17 protein-coding genes are annotated in these 15,274 nt (G+C 63.4%); 8 read left to right on the top strand and 9 right to left on the bottom strand.

Annotated elements, in window-relative coordinates:
* The first annotated feature begins 103 nt into the window (after positions 1 to 103).
* Positions 104 to 706 carry a 2-hydroxychromene-2-carboxylate isomerase gene (locus tag AC2FMD_RS15400; protein WP_496678620.1) on the top strand — a complete coding sequence of 201 codons (603 nt, stop codon included), beginning with the start codon at positions 104 to 106 and terminating at the stop codon, positions 704 to 706.
* On the top strand, positions 703 to 1,515 hold the full coding sequence (locus tag AC2FMD_RS15395; RefSeq protein WP_496743558.1) for an alpha/beta fold hydrolase: 813 nt from the start codon (positions 703 to 705) through the stop codon (positions 1,513 to 1,515). Before AC2FMD_RS15400 ends, AC2FMD_RS15395 begins: the two co-directional genes overlap by 4 nt.
* Here AC2FMD_RS15395 and AC2FMD_RS15390 read toward each other — a convergent pair.
* The 7 genes from AC2FMD_RS15390 to AC2FMD_RS15360 all read right to left on the bottom strand — a co-directional run bounded on the left by AC2FMD_RS15390 (position 1,512) and on the right by AC2FMD_RS15360 (position 7,698).
* A complete protein-coding gene (locus tag AC2FMD_RS15390) occupies positions 1,512 to 2,546 on the bottom strand; it encodes a threonine aldolase family protein (RefSeq protein WP_496678616.1) in 1,035 nt (344 codons plus the stop codon). The two genes, AC2FMD_RS15395 and AC2FMD_RS15390, sit on opposite strands and share 4 nt — an antisense overlap.
* Positions 2,546 to 3,019: a YcgN family cysteine cluster protein gene (locus tag AC2FMD_RS15385; RefSeq protein WP_496678614.1), complete on the bottom strand. Its 474-nt coding sequence runs from the start codon at positions 3,017 to 3,019 to the stop codon at positions 2,546 to 2,548. The genes AC2FMD_RS15390 and AC2FMD_RS15385 overlap by 1 nt, the downstream gene beginning before the upstream one ends.
* Positions 3,016 to 3,948 carry a bifunctional riboflavin kinase/FAD synthetase gene (locus AC2FMD_RS15380; RefSeq protein ID WP_496743556.1) on the bottom strand — a complete coding sequence of 311 codons (933 nt, stop codon included), beginning with the start codon at positions 3,946 to 3,948 and terminating at the stop codon, positions 3,016 to 3,018. Before AC2FMD_RS15380 ends, AC2FMD_RS15385 begins: the two co-directional genes overlap by 4 nt.
* Positions 3,949 to 4,028: 80 nt before the next feature.
* Complete coding sequence (locus AC2FMD_RS15375; RefSeq protein WP_005981529.1) at positions 4,029 to 4,472, bottom strand: MaoC family dehydratase; 444 nt, start codon at positions 4,470 to 4,472, stop codon at positions 4,029 to 4,031.
* 101 nt (positions 4,473 to 4,573) lie between these two features.
* The gene (locus tag AC2FMD_RS15370; RefSeq protein WP_496795218.1) at positions 4,574 to 5,449 is read right to left on the bottom strand and encodes a TIGR01459 family HAD-type hydrolase; all 876 of its coding nucleotides are present in this window, start codon (positions 5,447 to 5,449) and stop codon (positions 4,574 to 4,576) included.
* 238 nt (positions 5,450 to 5,687) lie between these two features.
* Positions 5,688 to 6,608 carry a manganese-dependent inorganic pyrophosphatase gene (locus AC2FMD_RS15365; protein ID WP_496795217.1) on the bottom strand — a complete coding sequence of 307 codons (921 nt, stop codon included), beginning with the start codon at positions 6,606 to 6,608 and terminating at the stop codon, positions 5,688 to 5,690.
* Between the two features lie 109 nt (positions 6,609 to 6,717).
* A complete protein-coding gene (locus AC2FMD_RS15360) occupies positions 6,718 to 7,698 on the bottom strand; it encodes a TraB/GumN family protein (RefSeq protein WP_496795216.1) in 981 nt (326 codons plus the stop codon).
* 105 nt (positions 7,699 to 7,803) lie between these two features.
* Here AC2FMD_RS15360 and AC2FMD_RS15355 point away from each other — a divergent pair, with 105 nt between their 5' ends.
* From AC2FMD_RS15355 to AC2FMD_RS15330, 6 genes are all read left to right on the top strand, one after another.
* Positions 7,804 to 8,478, top strand: a complete 675-nt coding sequence (locus AC2FMD_RS15355; RefSeq protein WP_496795215.1) for a DUF2161 domain-containing phosphodiesterase — start codon at positions 7,804 to 7,806, stop codon at positions 8,476 to 8,478.
* Between the two features lie 163 nt (positions 8,479 to 8,641).
* Entirely contained in the window at positions 8,642 to 8,953 is a 312-nt protein-coding gene (locus AC2FMD_RS15350) for a co-chaperone GroES (protein ID WP_496678603.1), read from the top strand.
* A 51-nt stretch (positions 8,954 to 9,004) separates the two neighbouring features.
* The gene (gene groL, locus AC2FMD_RS15345) at positions 9,005 to 10,648 is read left to right on the top strand and encodes a chaperonin GroEL (protein WP_496678602.1); all 1,644 of its coding nucleotides are present in this window, start codon (positions 9,005 to 9,007) and stop codon (positions 10,646 to 10,648) included.
* 193 nt (positions 10,649 to 10,841) lie between these two features.
* Entirely contained in the window at positions 10,842 to 11,684 is an 843-nt protein-coding gene (locus tag AC2FMD_RS15340) for a DMT family transporter (RefSeq protein ID WP_496743070.1), read from the top strand.
* A gap of 38 nt (positions 11,685 to 11,722) precedes the next feature.
* Entirely contained in the window at positions 11,723 to 12,496 is a 774-nt protein-coding gene (locus tag AC2FMD_RS15335; RefSeq protein WP_496743068.1) for an alpha/beta fold hydrolase, read from the top strand.
* Complete coding sequence (locus tag AC2FMD_RS15330) at positions 12,493 to 13,653, top strand: alpha-D-ribose 1-methylphosphonate 5-triphosphate diphosphatase (protein WP_496743066.1); 1,161 nt, start codon at positions 12,493 to 12,495, stop codon at positions 13,651 to 13,653. The genes AC2FMD_RS15335 and AC2FMD_RS15330 overlap by 4 nt, the downstream gene beginning before the upstream one ends.
* On the opposite strand, the gene AC2FMD_RS15325 is transcribed toward AC2FMD_RS15330, so the two are convergent.
* On the bottom strand, positions 13,650 to 14,717 hold the full coding sequence (locus tag AC2FMD_RS15325) for a 5-(carboxyamino)imidazole ribonucleotide synthase (RefSeq protein ID WP_496711261.1): 1,068 nt from the start codon (positions 14,715 to 14,717) through the stop codon (positions 13,650 to 13,652). The genes AC2FMD_RS15330 and AC2FMD_RS15325 overlap by 4 nt on opposite strands.
* Positions 14,710 to 15,198 carry a 5-(carboxyamino)imidazole ribonucleotide mutase gene (gene purE / locus AC2FMD_RS15320; RefSeq protein WP_496711260.1) on the bottom strand — a complete coding sequence of 163 codons (489 nt, stop codon included), beginning with the start codon at positions 15,196 to 15,198 and terminating at the stop codon, positions 14,710 to 14,712. The genes AC2FMD_RS15325 and purE overlap by 8 nt, the downstream gene beginning before the upstream one ends.
* Positions 15,199 to 15,274: the final 76 nt, after the last annotated feature.

The following is a 15,274-nucleotide window of genomic DNA, read 5'->3' as shown; positions in this document are numbered from 1 at the left end:
TGAGGTCCCCGGGCAGCAGTGGCAATGTGACAGATTCGTGATGTTGACACCGCTTAGCATGGCCTTACCGTCACGCAAAGATAACAGGGTGGAGAAAGTGCACATGGCCGACATTGACTACTTTTTTGCGACACTGTCGCCCTATTCCTACCTCGCCGGACTGCGGCTGGAGGAGATCGCGGCCAAGCACGGCGCCACTATCGCGTACAAGCCTGTTGACATCATAGCGCTGTTCGGGCGCACCGGCGGCGTGCCCCCCAAGGACCGCCACCCGTCGCGCATCGAGTATCGTGCGCAGGAACTGGTGCGCCAAGCCAAGAAGACGGGCCTGCCGTTCAACCTGCAACCTGCACATTGGCCGACCAACGCAGCGCCGTCCTCATACGCCATCATCGCGGCCATTCAGGATGGATCGGGCGACGTGGGCAAACTGTGCCATTCCTTTCTGCGCGCCTGCTGGGCCGAGGACAGGGACATCGCGCAGGATGACGTGATCCGCGACTGTCTGGCCGGGGCGGGCTTTGACCCGGCGCTGGCCGACAGCGGCCTGCTGATCGGGGCCGAGACCTACGCCGCCAATCTCGAAGAAGCGGTGGACCGCGGCGTGTTTGGCGCGCCTTTCTACATCACGCAAGACGACCAAAGGTTCTGGGGGCAGGACCGGCTTGAGGATCTGGACCAGCATCTGGCGACGCTCAAGGCATGACCAAGGCCAAGCCCGTGCTGCCGCCCGTTCACGTTCGCACTCTTGGGGCGGGCACCCGCATGGCGCTGGCGCTGCATTGCACGATCGCGCATTCCGGTGCGTGGTCGGGTCTGGCGGCCGCTTTGGGCAACCGGGCCACGCTGATCGCACCCGACATGCTGTCGCACGGGCGCAGCCCGGATTGGGACGGGCAGGGAGATTTCTTCGACCTGACCACAGCCCTGTCGCGGGCGCAGCTGAGCGAGCCGATGGACGTGATCGGGCATAGTTTCGGTGCGATGGTCGCGCTGCGGCTGGCCATCGAATGCCCGGACCTGGTGCGCAGCGCCGTTCTGATCGAACCCGTGTTCTTTGCCGTCGCCCACCAAGACGCGCCTGCGCTTGCGGCGCAACACGCGGCCGAGTCTCAGCCCTACAAAGCCGCCCTTGCTGAAGGCGACGCGCCCCGGGCCGCCCGCCTGTTCAACCGCATGTGGGGCACGACCGACCGTAGCCCGCGCTGGCCGGATCTGCCCGAGCGGACCCGAAATGCGATGATCCGGGGTGTTGGCGTGGTTGGCGCGGTCGAGGGGCCGCTGTTCCGCGATACCACTGGCCTGCTGGCCCCGACGGCCATGGCGCGGGCTACGATGCCGATCCTGCTGCTGCATGGTTCGGCCTCGCACCCGATCATGGCCGTGGTCAATGCCGGGCTGCGCGCCCGCTTGCCCGATGCGCTGCAGGCTGTTCTTGAGGGAGCAGGGCACATGCTGCCCATCTCGCACCCGGGCGAGACGGCAGCGCAGATCGAGGCGTTCTGGCGCGCCTAGAGCAGCGCGAGGAACCGGTCGATTTCTTCGGTCGGTGTCGACCAGTCGCAGACGAACCGGCAGGCGAGCATCTCGTCCTCGTCCGGGCCGTCCAGCGAGCCGCCCCACAGGTGATAGACCGCACCGGCCGCGTGCAGCCGCTTGTGCAGGCTGCGGGGAAAGCTGGCAAAGATGATGTTGGCCTGGGGTTCATGCAGAAACTGCGCACCCGCAGCCCGCAGCCCATCGGCCAGACGCGCACAGTTGGCGTTCGCCTTTCGGGCCGATCGCAGCCACAGATCATCGCGCAGATAGGCCGCCATCTGGGCCGACAGATACCGGTGCTTGGAAAACAGATGCGCCCCGCGCTTGCGGCGCAACTCGAACTCCCAGGCCTTGCTTTCGTCGAAGAAGATCACCGCTTCGACCCCCATCAGCCCGTTCTTGGTGCCGCCAAAGCTGACCGCATCCACGCCCGCCTTCCACGTCATCTCGGCCGGAGAGCAGTTCAGCGTGACCAGCGCATTGGTGAACCGTGCGCCATCCATGTGGACGGGCAGGCCGAACTCCTTGGCGACCCCGCACAGCGCCTGCAGCTCGGCCAGCGAATAGACCGAGCCCCGCTCGGTCACCTGCGTGATCGACACCGGGCCACGCTGAGGACCGTGCACGCCGCGGGTCTCTTCTGCGGCGATGGTGCGGCGCAGTGCATCCGGCTGCATCTTGTCGCCGCCCGGAACCAGCGTCAGCTTGGCGCCAGTGTAGAATTCGGGCGCGTTGCACTCGTCCTCATGAATATGCGCGACGGGCGAGCAGAATATGGTCTCCCACGGTTGCGACAGGGTCGCCAGGGCCAGCGAGTTGGCCGCCGTTCCGGTCGCCACCAGATAGACCGCTGCCCCGGGCGCCTCAAAGATGGCCCGAATCCGGTCGCGCACTTCGTTCATCAGATCGTCGGCGCCGTAAGCCATCTGATAGCCCTGATTGGCCTCGGCCAGAGCGGTCAGGACCTCGGGGTGGACGGGCCCGGAATTGTCAGAGGCGAAATGCATCAGGTTGGCTCCTCGATGATGTAGTCTTCCCACTCTTCCTCGGGCGTCTCGAATTCGGACACGGTCAGGCCCTGAACCGAAACGCCTGCGGCGTGGACGCTGTCGGGCGACCCTGACAGCAACGGGTGCCAATCGTACAGGGGCTTGCCCTCCCACAACAGGCGGTAGGCGCAGGTCTGCGGCAACCAGTAAGCGTGTTCGTGAATGTTGTCCGGACGCATGACGATGCATTCCGGTACGAACTGGTGGCGGATGTCATACTGGGTGCAGCGGCAAGTCGCGTCATCCAGCAGCCGGCAGGCGACACGGGTCAGGGCAACCTCGCCGCTGTCCTCGTCCTCGAGTTTGTTCAGGCAGCACTTGCCGCAGCCGTCGCACAGGGCTTCCCATTCACGCGGGGTCATCTTTTGCAGGGGTTTGCGCTCCCAAAAACGTGGGGTCAGCCCGGCGCGGTCGATCGGATCCTTGCTCATGTCGCGGCCAGGATCTTGCGCGCGCGGTCGCAGTCTTCGGTCATCTGGGCGATCAGAGCATCGAGGCCGTCAAAGGTCATCTCAGGGCGCAGGAATTCGACCAAGCCCACCGAGAGGGTCGCACCATAGAGATCGCCGGAGAAGTCGAAAAGGAAGGTTTCGATATTCGGGACCTCGCCATGGAACATTGGCCGCACCCCGACCGAGGCCGCCCCGTGATAGCTGCCGGCATGCGGGCCATCCAGCACGTCGACCAGAACCGCATAGACGCCGAATTTCGGGGGGTGGATTCCTTCGATCGACATATTGGCCGTCGGAAAGCCTAATTCGCGGCCGCGCTGTTCGCCGCCGATCACCTCGCCTTCGATCCGGTGCCAGTGGCCCAGCATGGCCGCCGCGTCCCGCGGGCGACCATCGCTCAGGGCTTGCCGGATCGCGGTGGACGAGACCACGTGAGCGGATTGCTGCATCAATTGGGCGATGGTGACGCCGAACCCCATCTGCCGGCCGAACTGCACCATATCCTGCGCGGTGCCGCTGCGGCCTTTACCGAAACAGAAATCGGCCCCGATCACCACATGGGCCAGACCCAAACCTTCGCAGATCACGTTGCTGGCGAATTCCTCGGGCGTCAGCCCGGCGAGCGCTGCGTTGAACGGCAGTTCGTACAGTTTCTGCACACCCAGCTTCTCCAGCCGGTGCGCACGCGCATTGCCGCGCATCAGACGAAAGGGCGGGGCTTCCGGGGCGAAATATTCGCGCGGGTGCGGCTCGAAGGTCAGAACGCCCAAGGGCGCATCGGGGCATGCCTTCCGGGCCAGATCGATCACCGACTGGTGGCCAATATGAACGCCATCGAAATTCCCGATCGCGGCGCTGGCGCCGCGGTCCTCTGGATCGACATACTTGTAGTCCCGGATGATCTGCATGGGGCTTGCCTAGCGGGACTGTCCACCGGGTTCAAGCGGCAGTTCCAGACCGGGGCTTGGCTGGTCAATAAAACCTGCCGTCAGTCGAACTTCCTCGAGGGGGCCAGAACCATGGCCTCGCCTACCAGGACCTTCTTGCCATCGACCGAGCAGTGGCAGTCCAGCTTGACTCGGCGCTTGGCAAAGTCGATGTCGATCACCTTGACCTCGGCATAGACCATGTCGCCGGGGCGGACCGGCGCAAGGAATTTGAGCGACTGACCCATGTAGACAGTCCCATGGCCCGGAAGCTGTTCGCCGATCACGGCCGAGATCAGACCAGCGGTCAGCATCCCGTGGGCGATGCGCCCTTCGAAAATTGTATCGCGGGCATAGTCGTCATCCAGATGCACCGGGTTCCGGTCGGTCGAGACCTGGGCGAACATCTCGATGTCTTCGTCCGTCACCACTTTGCGCAGGTGCCGGGTCATACCCATTTCGATGTCTTCGATACAGATCGTTCCGCGCGGAAGATTGTCCAACATGTCGCCCTCACTATGCATCGGTCCGGCAACAAAAAATCACCAACGACCCAAGATTGGTAACTTTATTACTTCGCAACTGCAGAAAATCAAGCGTTTTCTGCTTAGCGTAGGCGGCCGATCGTATAGGTTGGGTTAATCTTTTCCTTGAAAATATAATCGCTCAAGGCATCCGGATCCGGCTGGTGCGACGTTTTTGTTTCCGATGCCGCCAGCCCGCCGCTGATGAAAAGGGAATCAATGCCCTCACCCATGGCGCCCGCGATATCGGTATGCGGCCCGTCGCCGATCGCGAGGATCTCGTCGTCTGATATGTCCACTCCCAGCGCGCGAAGGCGGCGCCGTGCCAGATCGTAGATGGGCGGATGCGGTTTGCCGAAATACAGGCTCTCTCCACCCATCTCGGTGTAGAGCTTGGCCAGCGCACCGGCGCACCATTCCCGCACCTCGCCCCGATCGACGACGATGTCAGGGTTGGCGCACAGCAGCTTCAGGCCTTTCTGCTTGGCGTACAGGAAGTCCGGCCGGTTCACGGCCGGATCGGCCATCGGATCGAACGGGCCACAGCAGACGATCCCCTCGGCCTGGTCCAGCGGCACGCGTTCGATGTGGATCGGGTGATCCAGAATTTTCAGTGGCTCGAAAAAGCCCGCGTCCCGATCCCATTCGCCCATGAAATAAACTTTTTCACCAACTGCACCGCGAAACATTGCCGAGCGCGCGGAATCACCGCTGGTCGCGATCGTGTCGTACGCATCCGAAGGAACGTTGAACTGTTTCAGTTGCTCGGCTACGCCAGCTCGCGGTTTTGGTGAATTGGTCACCAAAACCACCTTTCCCCCTTTGCTGCGGTAGGCTTTCAACGCGTCGACGGCCTCGGGGAAGGCGGTGATACCATTGTGCACGCACCCCCACAGGTCCACAAAAAGGGCTTTGTAGCGGTCGGATACCGCGTCGAGAGCAGGGATGATCTGGGTCATGATTGTCTCTTCTGGCTTGGGCCTCGCATCAACCCAAGCCTATGGCAGAGCCGGACCGAATTTGCCAGAGGGGGCTCTGCCCCCGCCGCCTTGGGACGGCTCCACCGGGATATTTGCCGCCAGATGAGGGGCGACACCTTGACTTCATCTGGCCCAAAATATCCCGGAGCGCGAGGCAGAGCCTCGCAAATGAAATGGCACCCGCACAGCGGGTGCCAATCCTTGTGTTTCGGCGAAGTCAGACCTTCAGGTTCGGAATGATCTGCTTCTTGCGGCTCATGATTCCCGGCAGAACGACGGTGTCGCCGTCAACCGAGGCGCCAAAGCTCTTTTCGGCGACGGATTTGACCAAGTCGTTGGGCACCAGCAGGGTGGCCTCTTCATTCAGGATGTCAACGACGAAGAGCAGAACCTGGTCCACGCCATCTTCCTTGGCCACTTCGAGCATCGACTGGGCGAGGCTGTCCTTGCGGTCCAGCACCACGCTCGGCGCGGTGGTTTCCAGAACGGAGACGCGGAACTTGGTGCCGTCGACTTCGTATTCCTTGCTGTCCATGCGGATCAACTCGGCGTCCGAGAAAGACGACACATCGGATTTGGCTGCGAACATTTCTGCGGCGTAGGCCGAGATGTCCAGGCCCAAGTCGGAGGCCAGCTTCTCGGCAACGTCTCGGTCATGTGTGGTTGTGGTGGGAGAGCGGAATTCGAGTGTGTCCGACAGAATGCAGGTCAGAGCGGCGCCTTTGATGGTGTCGGGCATCTTGGCGGCATCGTCGCCCATGAGGTCGATCATGATGGTTGCGGTACAGGCCAGCGGACGCACGGTAATGTCGATCGGGCCTTTGGTTTCAAGCCCGCCGACCAGCTTGTGGTGGTCGATGATGGCCCGGATATCGGCGTTGTTAACGTTGGCCGGCAACTCGGCCGGGTTGTTGGTGTCGACGATGACAACCGGAGCATCGGTCTCGACATCCCCGATGATGCGCGGCTTGGGCAGGTCCCAGCGCTGCAGCATGAAGGCGGCCTCGGTGTTGGGTTCGCCCAGCAGGACGGCCTCGGCCTTTTCGCCTTTGACTTCGTTGAGATACCAGGCCCACAGGATCGGAGATCCGGTCGAGTCGGTGTCGGGGGATTTATGGCCAAATACTTGGATGGTCATTTTGGATTCCTGATGCTGGATGTTTGCGCGCCTTATAGAAGGCGGGGCGGGCCTTGTCACCCGGCAGAAAAGGGCCTGCGACCGTTGGTCTGACGCCCGCCGCGCCTGATCAGAACGGCGCCCGGGTCAGGCTGTACCCGGCGAGTGAGAGTTGGTTCAGCAGCCCGTGCCGCCCGGGCAGGTGTCCGGCGCCAACTGCAACCACTGCGGTTAGGCTGTCAAGCGCCAGAATCTTTTGCATCCAGTTGGCATTGCGCTGGACCAGCATCTGATCTTCGAAACCGGCCCATTCGCGGGCAAACACCTCGGGCGACAGCCCCGAAGCATCGCGCCCCAGAATTTTCGCCAATTGCAGGATTTCGGCGTGTTTCTCCTCGATATACGCGTTGGCCATCGTCGCCATCTGGTCATCTTCGGCCTGCAATGCATCGGCCATGCGAACCAGCGACTGCACCTGGTCTTCCAGGGGGTGGCTCTGGAAGATTGCGATCAGGTCCTCGATCCTTTCCAGGGAATATTGCGGGATCCCTCGCGCCTGCGCCAGTTCGGCCAGGCGCACGTCCATACCGTAGTCGGCGTCGGGCATCTGCAGCATGCAAGGCGGCATGCCCAGCATCATCGAAAGGAACCAGGGCTGCATCTTGGCCGCCATCCACCCAGGTATGCCGCGCGCGGCAAGAGAGGCCGAGATCCGCGCCCAGTCCGATTCGCTCATCATCTCGATCAGGGTGGGGCCGGAGGTGATCAGAACCGGGCTAAGATCCGTCGCCAAGGTCTTTTCAAATTCAGCCATGTCGGATTGGGTGATCTCGAAATAGAATGCGTCGGCCCGGCTCAGCGTCGGGGTCAGCCGCTCGACGATCGGGCCCATGCGCGGGTCGTTGAGGTGGAGTGTGCCGATCAGGTGCAGGACCGTTTCCCCCTTGCGCGCGATCCAGTGGTTGCCTGCGGGAAATGGCGTCCGGCTGACGGCGGCCTCCAGTTCGGCGCGCGTTTCAGGCGCCATGGCCAGCCGCAGATCGTGCCCGTCGCAGTCGGCCTTGCCCACGACAGGGGACAACAGAAACAGTGCAAGCAGGAACAGGCGCATGGAACGATCCGATTGCAGGAAATCTCGCCCGTCCTTAGACCCCGCGCATGCGCCATGCGCAACCCATCCACTGGCATTCCCCGAGATTCCCCGTAGCATGAGCGCATGAACCGCGAGCAGGACCTCTATCCCCCGATCAAAGCGCTTCTCGAGCGCCAGGGCTACGTCGTCAAGGGCGAAGTCGGCGCGGCCGACATCGTCGCCGTCCGGGGCGCTGAGGACCCCGTCATCGTAGAGTTGAAGCTGCGATTCTCGCTGGCGCTGTTCCATCAGGCAGTAGCGCGCCAGAAGATCACCGAGCATGTCTATATCGCCGTTTGCAGACCGACAGGGCGGACGGCAAGGCGCGCGCTGCGGGACAACCTGTCCCTGTGCCGGCGGCTGGGGTTGGGTCTGATGACCGTCCGCGGCGACGGTGCGGTCGATGTCCATTGTGATCCGGGGCCTTACTCGCCGCGCAAGGCCAAGCGCAAGGCTGCCGGCCTGCTGCGCGAGTTCGATCGGTTGCAGGGCGATCCGAATGCTGGGGGCGCCACCCGCCATGGCATCGTGACAGCCTATCGCCAGGACGCATTGAAATGCGCTGCCCATCTGGCCGAAAACGGTGCCACCAAGGGCGCCGAGGTGGCCCGCGCCGCGCAAGTGCCCCACGCCACACGCCTGATGCGCGACAATCACTATGGCTGGTTCGAGAAGATCGAGAAGGGCATTTACGCCCTTTCAGCCGCAGGGCGTGCGGGTTTGAAACACTGGGCCTGCAGTTGGGAAAACGATGACTAATCCGCGCTGGGCGCGGCGAAAAAAATTTTTCATCGGGATTGTTGACAGCTTCCGGGCGACCGCCTAGCTATACGCCGTTAGCACTCGCCGGGTGTGAGTGCTAACGCCTCGCGAAGCCGCGAGGAGGGGATTAACAACCTTTGAGCCTCAAGGAGCTGCAAAGATGGCATTCAAACCACTTCATGACCGGGTGCTGGTGCGCCGCGTGGAAAGCGAAGAGAAGACCGCCGGCGGTCTGATCATTCCCGACAGTGCAAAAGAAAAACCCAGCGAAGGTATTGTCGTTGCTTGTGGCGAAGGCGCCCGCAAGGACAGCGGCGAGCTGATCCCGATGGCCGTTTCCGAAGGCGACAAGATCCTGTTCGGCAAATGGTCGGGCACCGAAGTCACCGTCGACGGTGAAGAGCTGCTCATCATGAAAGAGAGCGACATTCTGGGCATTGTCGAGGCGTCGTCCGCCGCGAAGGCCGCCTGAACGCCTCGGATCATCTGAGACACGCAATTTACCGAAGATACGGAGAGAGACATGTCTGCAAAGGACGTCAAATTCGATACCGATGCCCGCAACCGCATGCTGAAGGGCGTCAACATCCTGGCGGATGCCGTCAAAGTGACCTTGGGCCCCAAAGGCCGCAACGTGGTGCTGGACAAGTCGTTCGGCGCGCCGCGTATCACCAAGGACGGTGTTTCGGTCGCCAAGGAAATCGAACTGGAGGACAAGTTCGAGAACATGGGTGCGCAGATGGTGAAAGAAGTCGCCAGCCGCACCAACGACGAAGCCGGTGACGGCACCACCACCGCAACCGTTCTGGCTCAGGCCATCGTCAAGGAAGGCCTCAAGCAGGTTGCAGCCGGCCTGAACCCAATGGACCTCAAGCGCGGCATCGACATGGCAACCGCCAAGGTCGTCGAAGCCATCAAAGCCGCTGCCCGCGAAGTCAAGGACAGCGACGAGGTTGCGCAGGTTGGTACCATCTCGGCTAACGGCGAAGCTGAAATCGGCCGCCAGATCGCAGACGCGATGCAGAAGGTCGGCAACGAAGGCGTCATCACCGTCGAAGAGAACAAAGGTCTGGAAACCGAGACCGACGTCGTCGAAGGCATGCAGTTCGATCGCGGTTACCTGTCGCCCTACTTCGTGACCAATGCCGACAAGATGATCGCCGAGCTGGAAGACTGCATGATCCTGCTGCACGAGAAGAAGCTCTCGTCGCTGCAGCCGATGGTTCCGCTGCTGGAGCAGGTGATCCAGTCGCAGAAGCCGCTGCTGATCATTGCCGAGGACGTTGAAGGCGAAGCGCTGGCAACCCTGGTTGTCAACAAGCTGCGTGGCGGCCTGAAGATTGCTGCCGTCAAGGCTCCGGGCTTCGGCGATCGCCGCAAGGCCATGCTGCAGGACATCGCAATCCTGACCGGCGGTCAGGTCATCAGCGAAGAACTGGGCATGAAGCTAGAAAACGTCACCATCGACATGCTGGGTTCGGCCAAGAAGGTCACCATTTCGAAAGACGAAACCACGATCGTCGACGGTGCTGGCGAGAAGGCCGAGATCGAGGCACGCGTTGCCCAGATCCGCGCCCAGATCGAAGAAACCACCAGCGACTATGACCGCGAGAAGCTGCAGGAGCGCGTTGCCAAGCTGGCCGGCGGTGTTGCCGTGATCCGCGTCGGTGGCATGACCGAGGTTGAAGTGAAAGAGCGCAAGGACCGCGTGGACGACGCTCTGAACGCAACCCGTGCGGCCGTTCAGGAAGGTGTCGTCGTGGGTGGCGGTGTTGCCCTGGTTCAGGCCGGCAAGGCGCTGGGCGACGTGAAAGGCGCAAACGCCGATCAGGACGCAGGCATCAACATCATTCGCAAGGCCATTGAGGCTCCGCTGCGCCAGATCGCCGAGAACGCAGGCGTCGATGGTGCCGTGGTTGCCGGCAAGGTCCGCGAATCGACCGATCCGGCCTTCGGCTTCAACGCCCAGACCGAAGAGTATGGCGACATGTTCAAGTTCGGCGTGATCGACCCGGCCAAAGTGGTTCGGACTGCTCTGGAAGACGCAGCCTCGGTTGCCGGTCTGCTGATCACCACCGAAGCCATGGTTGCCGACAAGCCCGCCAAGGAAGGCGCTGGCGCCGGTGCCGGCATGCCCGACATGGGCGGCATGGGCGGCATGATGTAAACATTCGAATTCGCCTCGGCGAATTCGACCTCCCGATCAGGGAGCATCTGCTTAAGATGATGCGGGGTCGCCTTCGGGCGACCCCGTTTTTTTGCCGCACGCCGATGCACGCGGCGGACCGGTCGAAAACAGAAGATGTCGCGGGCGAAAGGAATGGGGTAAGTGTCGGCGATGAAACGGCTAAGGAGGGGGCATGCGACTGATTGCTCTGACCACTCTGACCATGTGCGCCTTTGCGGCCAACTCGGTCCTGACCCGGGCCGCCATTGACGATGGCGCCAGCGACCCGGCCGGGTTCGCGGTCGTGCGGGTCATGTCCGGAGCCGTGGTTCTAGCCTGCCTTGTGACGCTGCGCTCTGGCCGGTTGCGGCTGTGGCATCCCCGCCGCATCGTCGGGGCAGGGGCGCTGTCCCTCTACATGGTCGGATTTTCCGCCGCCTACCTGACATTGGATGCCGGGCTTGGGGCACTGATTCTGTTTGGCGTCGTGCAATTGTCGATGTTCGCGGCCAGCAGCCTTAATGGGGCGGCTGCGGATAGGCGGCAGGTGGCGGGAGCGGTGGTCGCGATGGCCGGGCTGACTTGGGTCCTGTGGCCATCGGGCTCTGTTCGGGTGGATCCGACAGGCGCGGCTCTGATGGCTGCCGCGGGGGTCGGCTGGGCCGCGTATTCCCTTGCGGGTCGCACTGAAGGTGATCCGCTGGCGGGTACGGCCGCCAATTTCGTATGGGCGCTTCCGGTCACTGCGACTGTGCTGCTGGCGATCGGTGGCACATGGCACCTGACCCCTTGGGGTTTTGCGTTGGCCGCTCTATCTGGCGGTGTCGCCTCGGGGCTGGGGTATGCTCTGTGGTATCGCATCCTGCCGTTGATGGCCCCGGCTCAGGCGGCGGTCGTGCAACTCAGCGTGCCGGTGATCGCCATCGTCGCGGGGGCGGTTTTGCTGAACGAGGCGCCCGGAGCGCGGCTTATTCTGGGCGCCGGTCTTGTTCTTGGCGGTATTCTGGTGGCGGTCTTGCAGCCGAAAGCCAGCTAGGTCTTTCCTCGGTCGGGATAAAGCATTATCTGGCGGGAATGCGTTTTCTGATCGTCATCCTTCTGTGCCTGGCGCCTTCGCTGGCGCACGCCAAATGCGTGGTTCTTCTGCATGGGCTTGCCCGGACCGAGGCATCCTTTTCGGTCATGGAGGAATTGTTCGAACTGCACGGTTATGACGTCGTGCGCCCGGGCTACCCTTCCACCGACCTACCGATTCCCGAATTGGCGGACCAGACCTTGCCAGCGGCCTTTTCGGCCTGCAACGGCGACACGGCGAACGTGGTGGCGCATTCGATGGGCGGCATCCTGCTGCGCTATTGGCTGCAGGATCATCGCCCGGAAAACCTGGGCCGCGTGGTCATGCTGGGCCCGCCCAATCAAGGTAGCCAGCTGGTCGACGAACTAGGCGATCTCGAGGTGTTCGGCCTGTTGAACGGGCCTGCGGGACTGCAGCTGGGAACAGGCTCCGAGGGCATCCCCCGACGCCTGCCACCGGTGGATTTCAAACTCGGGGTGATCGCCGGGGAAAACTCGTTGAACCCTGTCTTTTCGGCGCTGGTCGACGGGCCGGACGACGGCAAGGTCGCGGTCGAGGAAACCAAGGTCGAAGGCATGGCCGACCACATCGTCTTGCCGGTGACACACACCTTCATGATGAACAACCCGCGGGTCATGGCCCAAGCGCTGCATTTCATCGAATACGGATCTTTCGACCGCAGCATCACCTGGCTGGACGGTGTTCTCGATATCATCGATGAGATCTGCATCGGCCAGGAATGCGGCGAACCCGACTCGGAGCCCACGCGGTGACCGCATTGGAACTGACCTTTACCGGGGCGCAGGTCCTGCACCCTGACTGCGGACTTGTCGGTGACGACCTCTCGATCGCAGATGGCTTGATCCAAGAAGGCGGCGGTGCGCAGGTCGTTGATCTGAACGGCTATCTGGTCCTGCCGGGCATCATCGACCTGCACGGCGACGGGTTCGAGCGTCACATCGCCCCGCGCCGGGGGGCCATGAAGCAGATGGACGAGGGCATCCGTGCCGCCGAGGCCGAGCTGGCGGCCAATGGCATCACCACCGCCGTGCTGGCGCAATTCTACAGCTGGGAGGGCGGCGTGCGCGGCCCTCGTTTCGCCGCCGACGTGTTCCGCGCGATCGCGGCGGTGAAGGGCAGTGTGGTCACTGACCTGATCCCGCAGTTGCGGTTCGAAACCCACCTGCTGGACGATTATGCCCACCTGCCGGGGCGCATCGCCGAGTGGCAGGTGCCCTATGTCGTGTTCAACGATCACCTGCCGCATGACCGTCTGGCGCAGGGGCGCACCCCGCCGCGTTTGACAGGGCAAGCGCTCAAGGCCGGTCGCAGCCCCGAGGCGCACCTGAAGATGCTGCAGGCGATGCATGCCCGGACCTCCGAGGTACCCTCTGCGCTTGATGCGCTGTGCGCGGCGCTGGCCCGGCAAGGCGTGCGTCTGGGCAGCCATGACGACGCGACGGCAGAGGCCCGTTCCCACTGGCGCAAACGCGGCGTGCATATCGCCGAATTTCCCGAAACGCTCGAGGCGGCCGAGGCAGCCAAGGCTGCGGGCGATCACGTCATTCTGGGCTCGCCCAACGTGGTGCGGGGCGGATCGCACAAGGGCAATGTCAGCGCGCTGGACCTGCTCGCCATGGGGCTGTGCGATGCGCTGGCGTCGGATTACCACTATCCCAGCCCGCGCAGGGCGGCGCTGACGCTGATGAAATCGGGGCTGATGGATCTGGCGGGCGCATGGGCGCTGGTGTCGTCGGGGCCCGCGCGGGTACTTGGCCTTGAAGACCGCGGGTCGCTGCAACCCGGCAAACGCGCCGATCTGGTCATTCTGGACGCTGAAACGCAGCGCGTGGCGGCAACCATCGCCGGCGGCCGGGTCAGTTTCCTGTCGGGGGATATCGCCGGGCGGTTCGTCGCCGCGGCGCGCTAGCGTTTGATCCGGTTGAAATGGCCCATCTTGCGGCCCGGCTTGACCTCGGCCTTGCCATACAGGTGCAGGGCCACGTCACGCTGTTGCGCAAGCTCGGGCACGCGGTCCATATCGTCGCCGATCAGGTTCTCCATCACCACATCCGCGTGACGCTGCCCGTCGCCCAGCGGCCAGCCGGCAACGGCGCGGATATGCTGCTCGAACTGATCGACCGCGCAGCCGTTCTGCGTCCAGTGACCCGAGTTGTGAACGCGCGGCGCGATCTCGTTCACGATCAGGCCCTGCGGTGTCACGAACAGTTCGACCCCCATGACGCCGACATAATCCAGCGCGTTCAGGATATTCGCGGCCAGCAGCACCGCGTCGGTCCGCAGGGCAGGGGACAGGCGCGCGGGCACTGTGGTCGTGTGCAGGATGCCGTCGCGATGCACGTTCTCGCCGGGGTCGAAACAGGCCACCTGGCCGTCCAGCCCGCGGGCGGCGATGATCGACACCTCGTGGCTGAAATTCACGAAGCCTTCCAGGATCGCGGGTGCACCCTGCATGTCGGCCAGCGCGGCCCGGGCGTCCTCGGGCGTCTTCAGCCGCGCCTGCCCCTTTCCGTCATAGCCGAAGCGGCGGGTCTTGAGGATCGCCGGCGTGCCGATCCGTTCGATGGCGGCCTGCAGGCTTTCCAGGTCGGTCACATCGGCAAAGGGTGCGGTGTTCAGGCCCAGACCTTGCAGGAATGTCTTTTCGGTCAACCGGTCCTGGCTGACCCGCAGCGCCTCGCGGCCGGGCCGGATGGGGCGGTACAACTCCAGAACGTCCAGCGCCTCGGTCGGGATGTTTTCGAACTCGTAGGTGATGACATCGACGGATTGCGAAAAAGCGGCTAGCGCCTCGGCATCCTCATAGGATGCGGTGGTCACGCGATGCGCCACCTGGCCCGCGGGCGGGTTGGCGCCCGGCTCAAAAATATGGGTCACGAAGCCCAGTCGCGCCGCGGCCATCGACAGCATCCGGCCCAATTGGCCGCCGCCCAGAATTCCGATCACCGCGCCGGGCTGCAAGGGGCTACTCATCGCGGGGCTCCTCGGGGATCGAGTCCGACAGTGCCGCACGCCAGGCGTCCAGCCGGTCGGCCAAGGCTGCGTCCTGCAGGGCCAGAATGCCAGCGGCCATCAGGCCGGCATTGGCGCCGCCGGCCGAACCGATGGCCATGGTCGCAACCGGAAAGCCCTTGGGCATCTGCACGATGGAATAGAGCGAGTCGATACCGGACAGCGCCCGCGTCTGAACTGGAACGCCGATCACCGGCACCCGCGTCTTGGACGCCATCATGCCCGGTAGGTGCGCGGCACCGCCAGCGCCGGCGATGATCACCTGAAGCCCGCGCTGCACGGCGCTCTTGCCGTACTCCCACAGACGGTCCGGCGTACGGTGGGCCGAGACGATTTTGGCCTCGTAGGCCACACCCAGTTCGTCCAGTATCTCTGCAGCGCCTTTCATGGTGGGCCAGTCCGACTGGCTGCCCATGATGATTCCGACCTTGATCTCGCTCATCTGCCCTGTTCCCCGCCTGCGTTAGGAAGCGCGCACTATAGTGAAATCCGCTTGCGTGGCAATGCGGTTGACCGCG

The sequence above is a fragment of the Ruegeria sp. BHSC276 genome, from assembly GCF_059612945.1.
The sequence above is the reverse complement of the archived record's forward strand: the minus strand, read 5'-3'. Positions and strand labels throughout refer to the sequence as shown.

Bases quoted from the DNA above. Each gene is read 5' to 3' on its own strand.
- AC2FMD_RS15350 (WP_496678603.1), top strand. From the start codon at position 8,642: ATGGCATTCAAACCACTTCATGACCGGGTGCTGGTGCGCCGCGTGGAA.
- AC2FMD_RS15370 (WP_496795218.1), bottom strand. From the start codon at position 5,449: ATGACCCAGATCATCCCTGCTCTCGACGCGGTATCCGACCGCTACAAA.
- AC2FMD_RS15360 (WP_496795216.1), bottom strand. From the start codon at position 7,698: ATGCGCCTGTTCCTGCTTGCACTGTTTCTGTTGTCCCCTGTCGTGGGC.
- groL (WP_496678602.1), top strand. From the start codon at position 9,005: ATGTCTGCAAAGGACGTCAAATTCGATACCGATGCCCGCAACCGCATG.
- AC2FMD_RS15355 (WP_496795215.1), top strand. From the start codon at position 7,804: ATGAACCGCGAGCAGGACCTCTATCCCCCGATCAAAGCGCTTCTCGAG.
- AC2FMD_RS15395 (WP_496743558.1), top strand. From the start codon at position 703: ATGACCAAGGCCAAGCCCGTGCTGCCGCCCGTTCACGTTCGCACTCTT.
- AC2FMD_RS15335 (WP_496743068.1), top strand. From the start codon at position 11,723: ATGCGTTTTCTGATCGTCATCCTTCTGTGCCTGGCGCCTTCGCTGGCG.
- AC2FMD_RS15380 (WP_496743556.1), bottom strand. From the start codon at position 3,948: ATGCAGATCATCCGGGACTACAAGTATGTCGATCCAGAGGACCGCGGC.
- AC2FMD_RS15390 (WP_496678616.1), bottom strand. From the start codon at position 2,546: ATGCATTTCGCCTCTGACAATTCCGGGCCCGTCCACCCCGAGGTCCTG.
- AC2FMD_RS15365 (WP_496795217.1), bottom strand. From the start codon at position 6,608: ATGACCATCCAAGTATTTGGCCATAAATCCCCCGACACCGACTCGACC.
- AC2FMD_RS15375 (WP_005981529.1), bottom strand. From the start codon at position 4,472: ATGTTGGACAATCTTCCGCGCGGAACGATCTGTATCGAAGACATCGAA.
- AC2FMD_RS15400 (WP_496678620.1), top strand. From the start codon at position 104: ATGGCCGACATTGACTACTTTTTTGCGACACTGTCGCCCTATTCCTAC.
- AC2FMD_RS15385 (WP_496678614.1), bottom strand. From the start codon at position 3,019: ATGAGCAAGGATCCGATCGACCGCGCCGGGCTGACCCCACGTTTTTGG.
- AC2FMD_RS15340 (WP_496743070.1), top strand. From the start codon at position 10,842: ATGCGACTGATTGCTCTGACCACTCTGACCATGTGCGCCTTTGCGGCC.
- purE (WP_496711260.1), bottom strand. From the start codon at position 15,198: ATGAGCGAGATCAAGGTCGGAATCATCATGGGCAGCCAGTCGGACTGG.
- AC2FMD_RS15325 (WP_496711261.1), bottom strand. From the start codon at position 14,717: ATGAGTAGCCCCTTGCAGCCCGGCGCGGTGATCGGAATTCTGGGCGGC.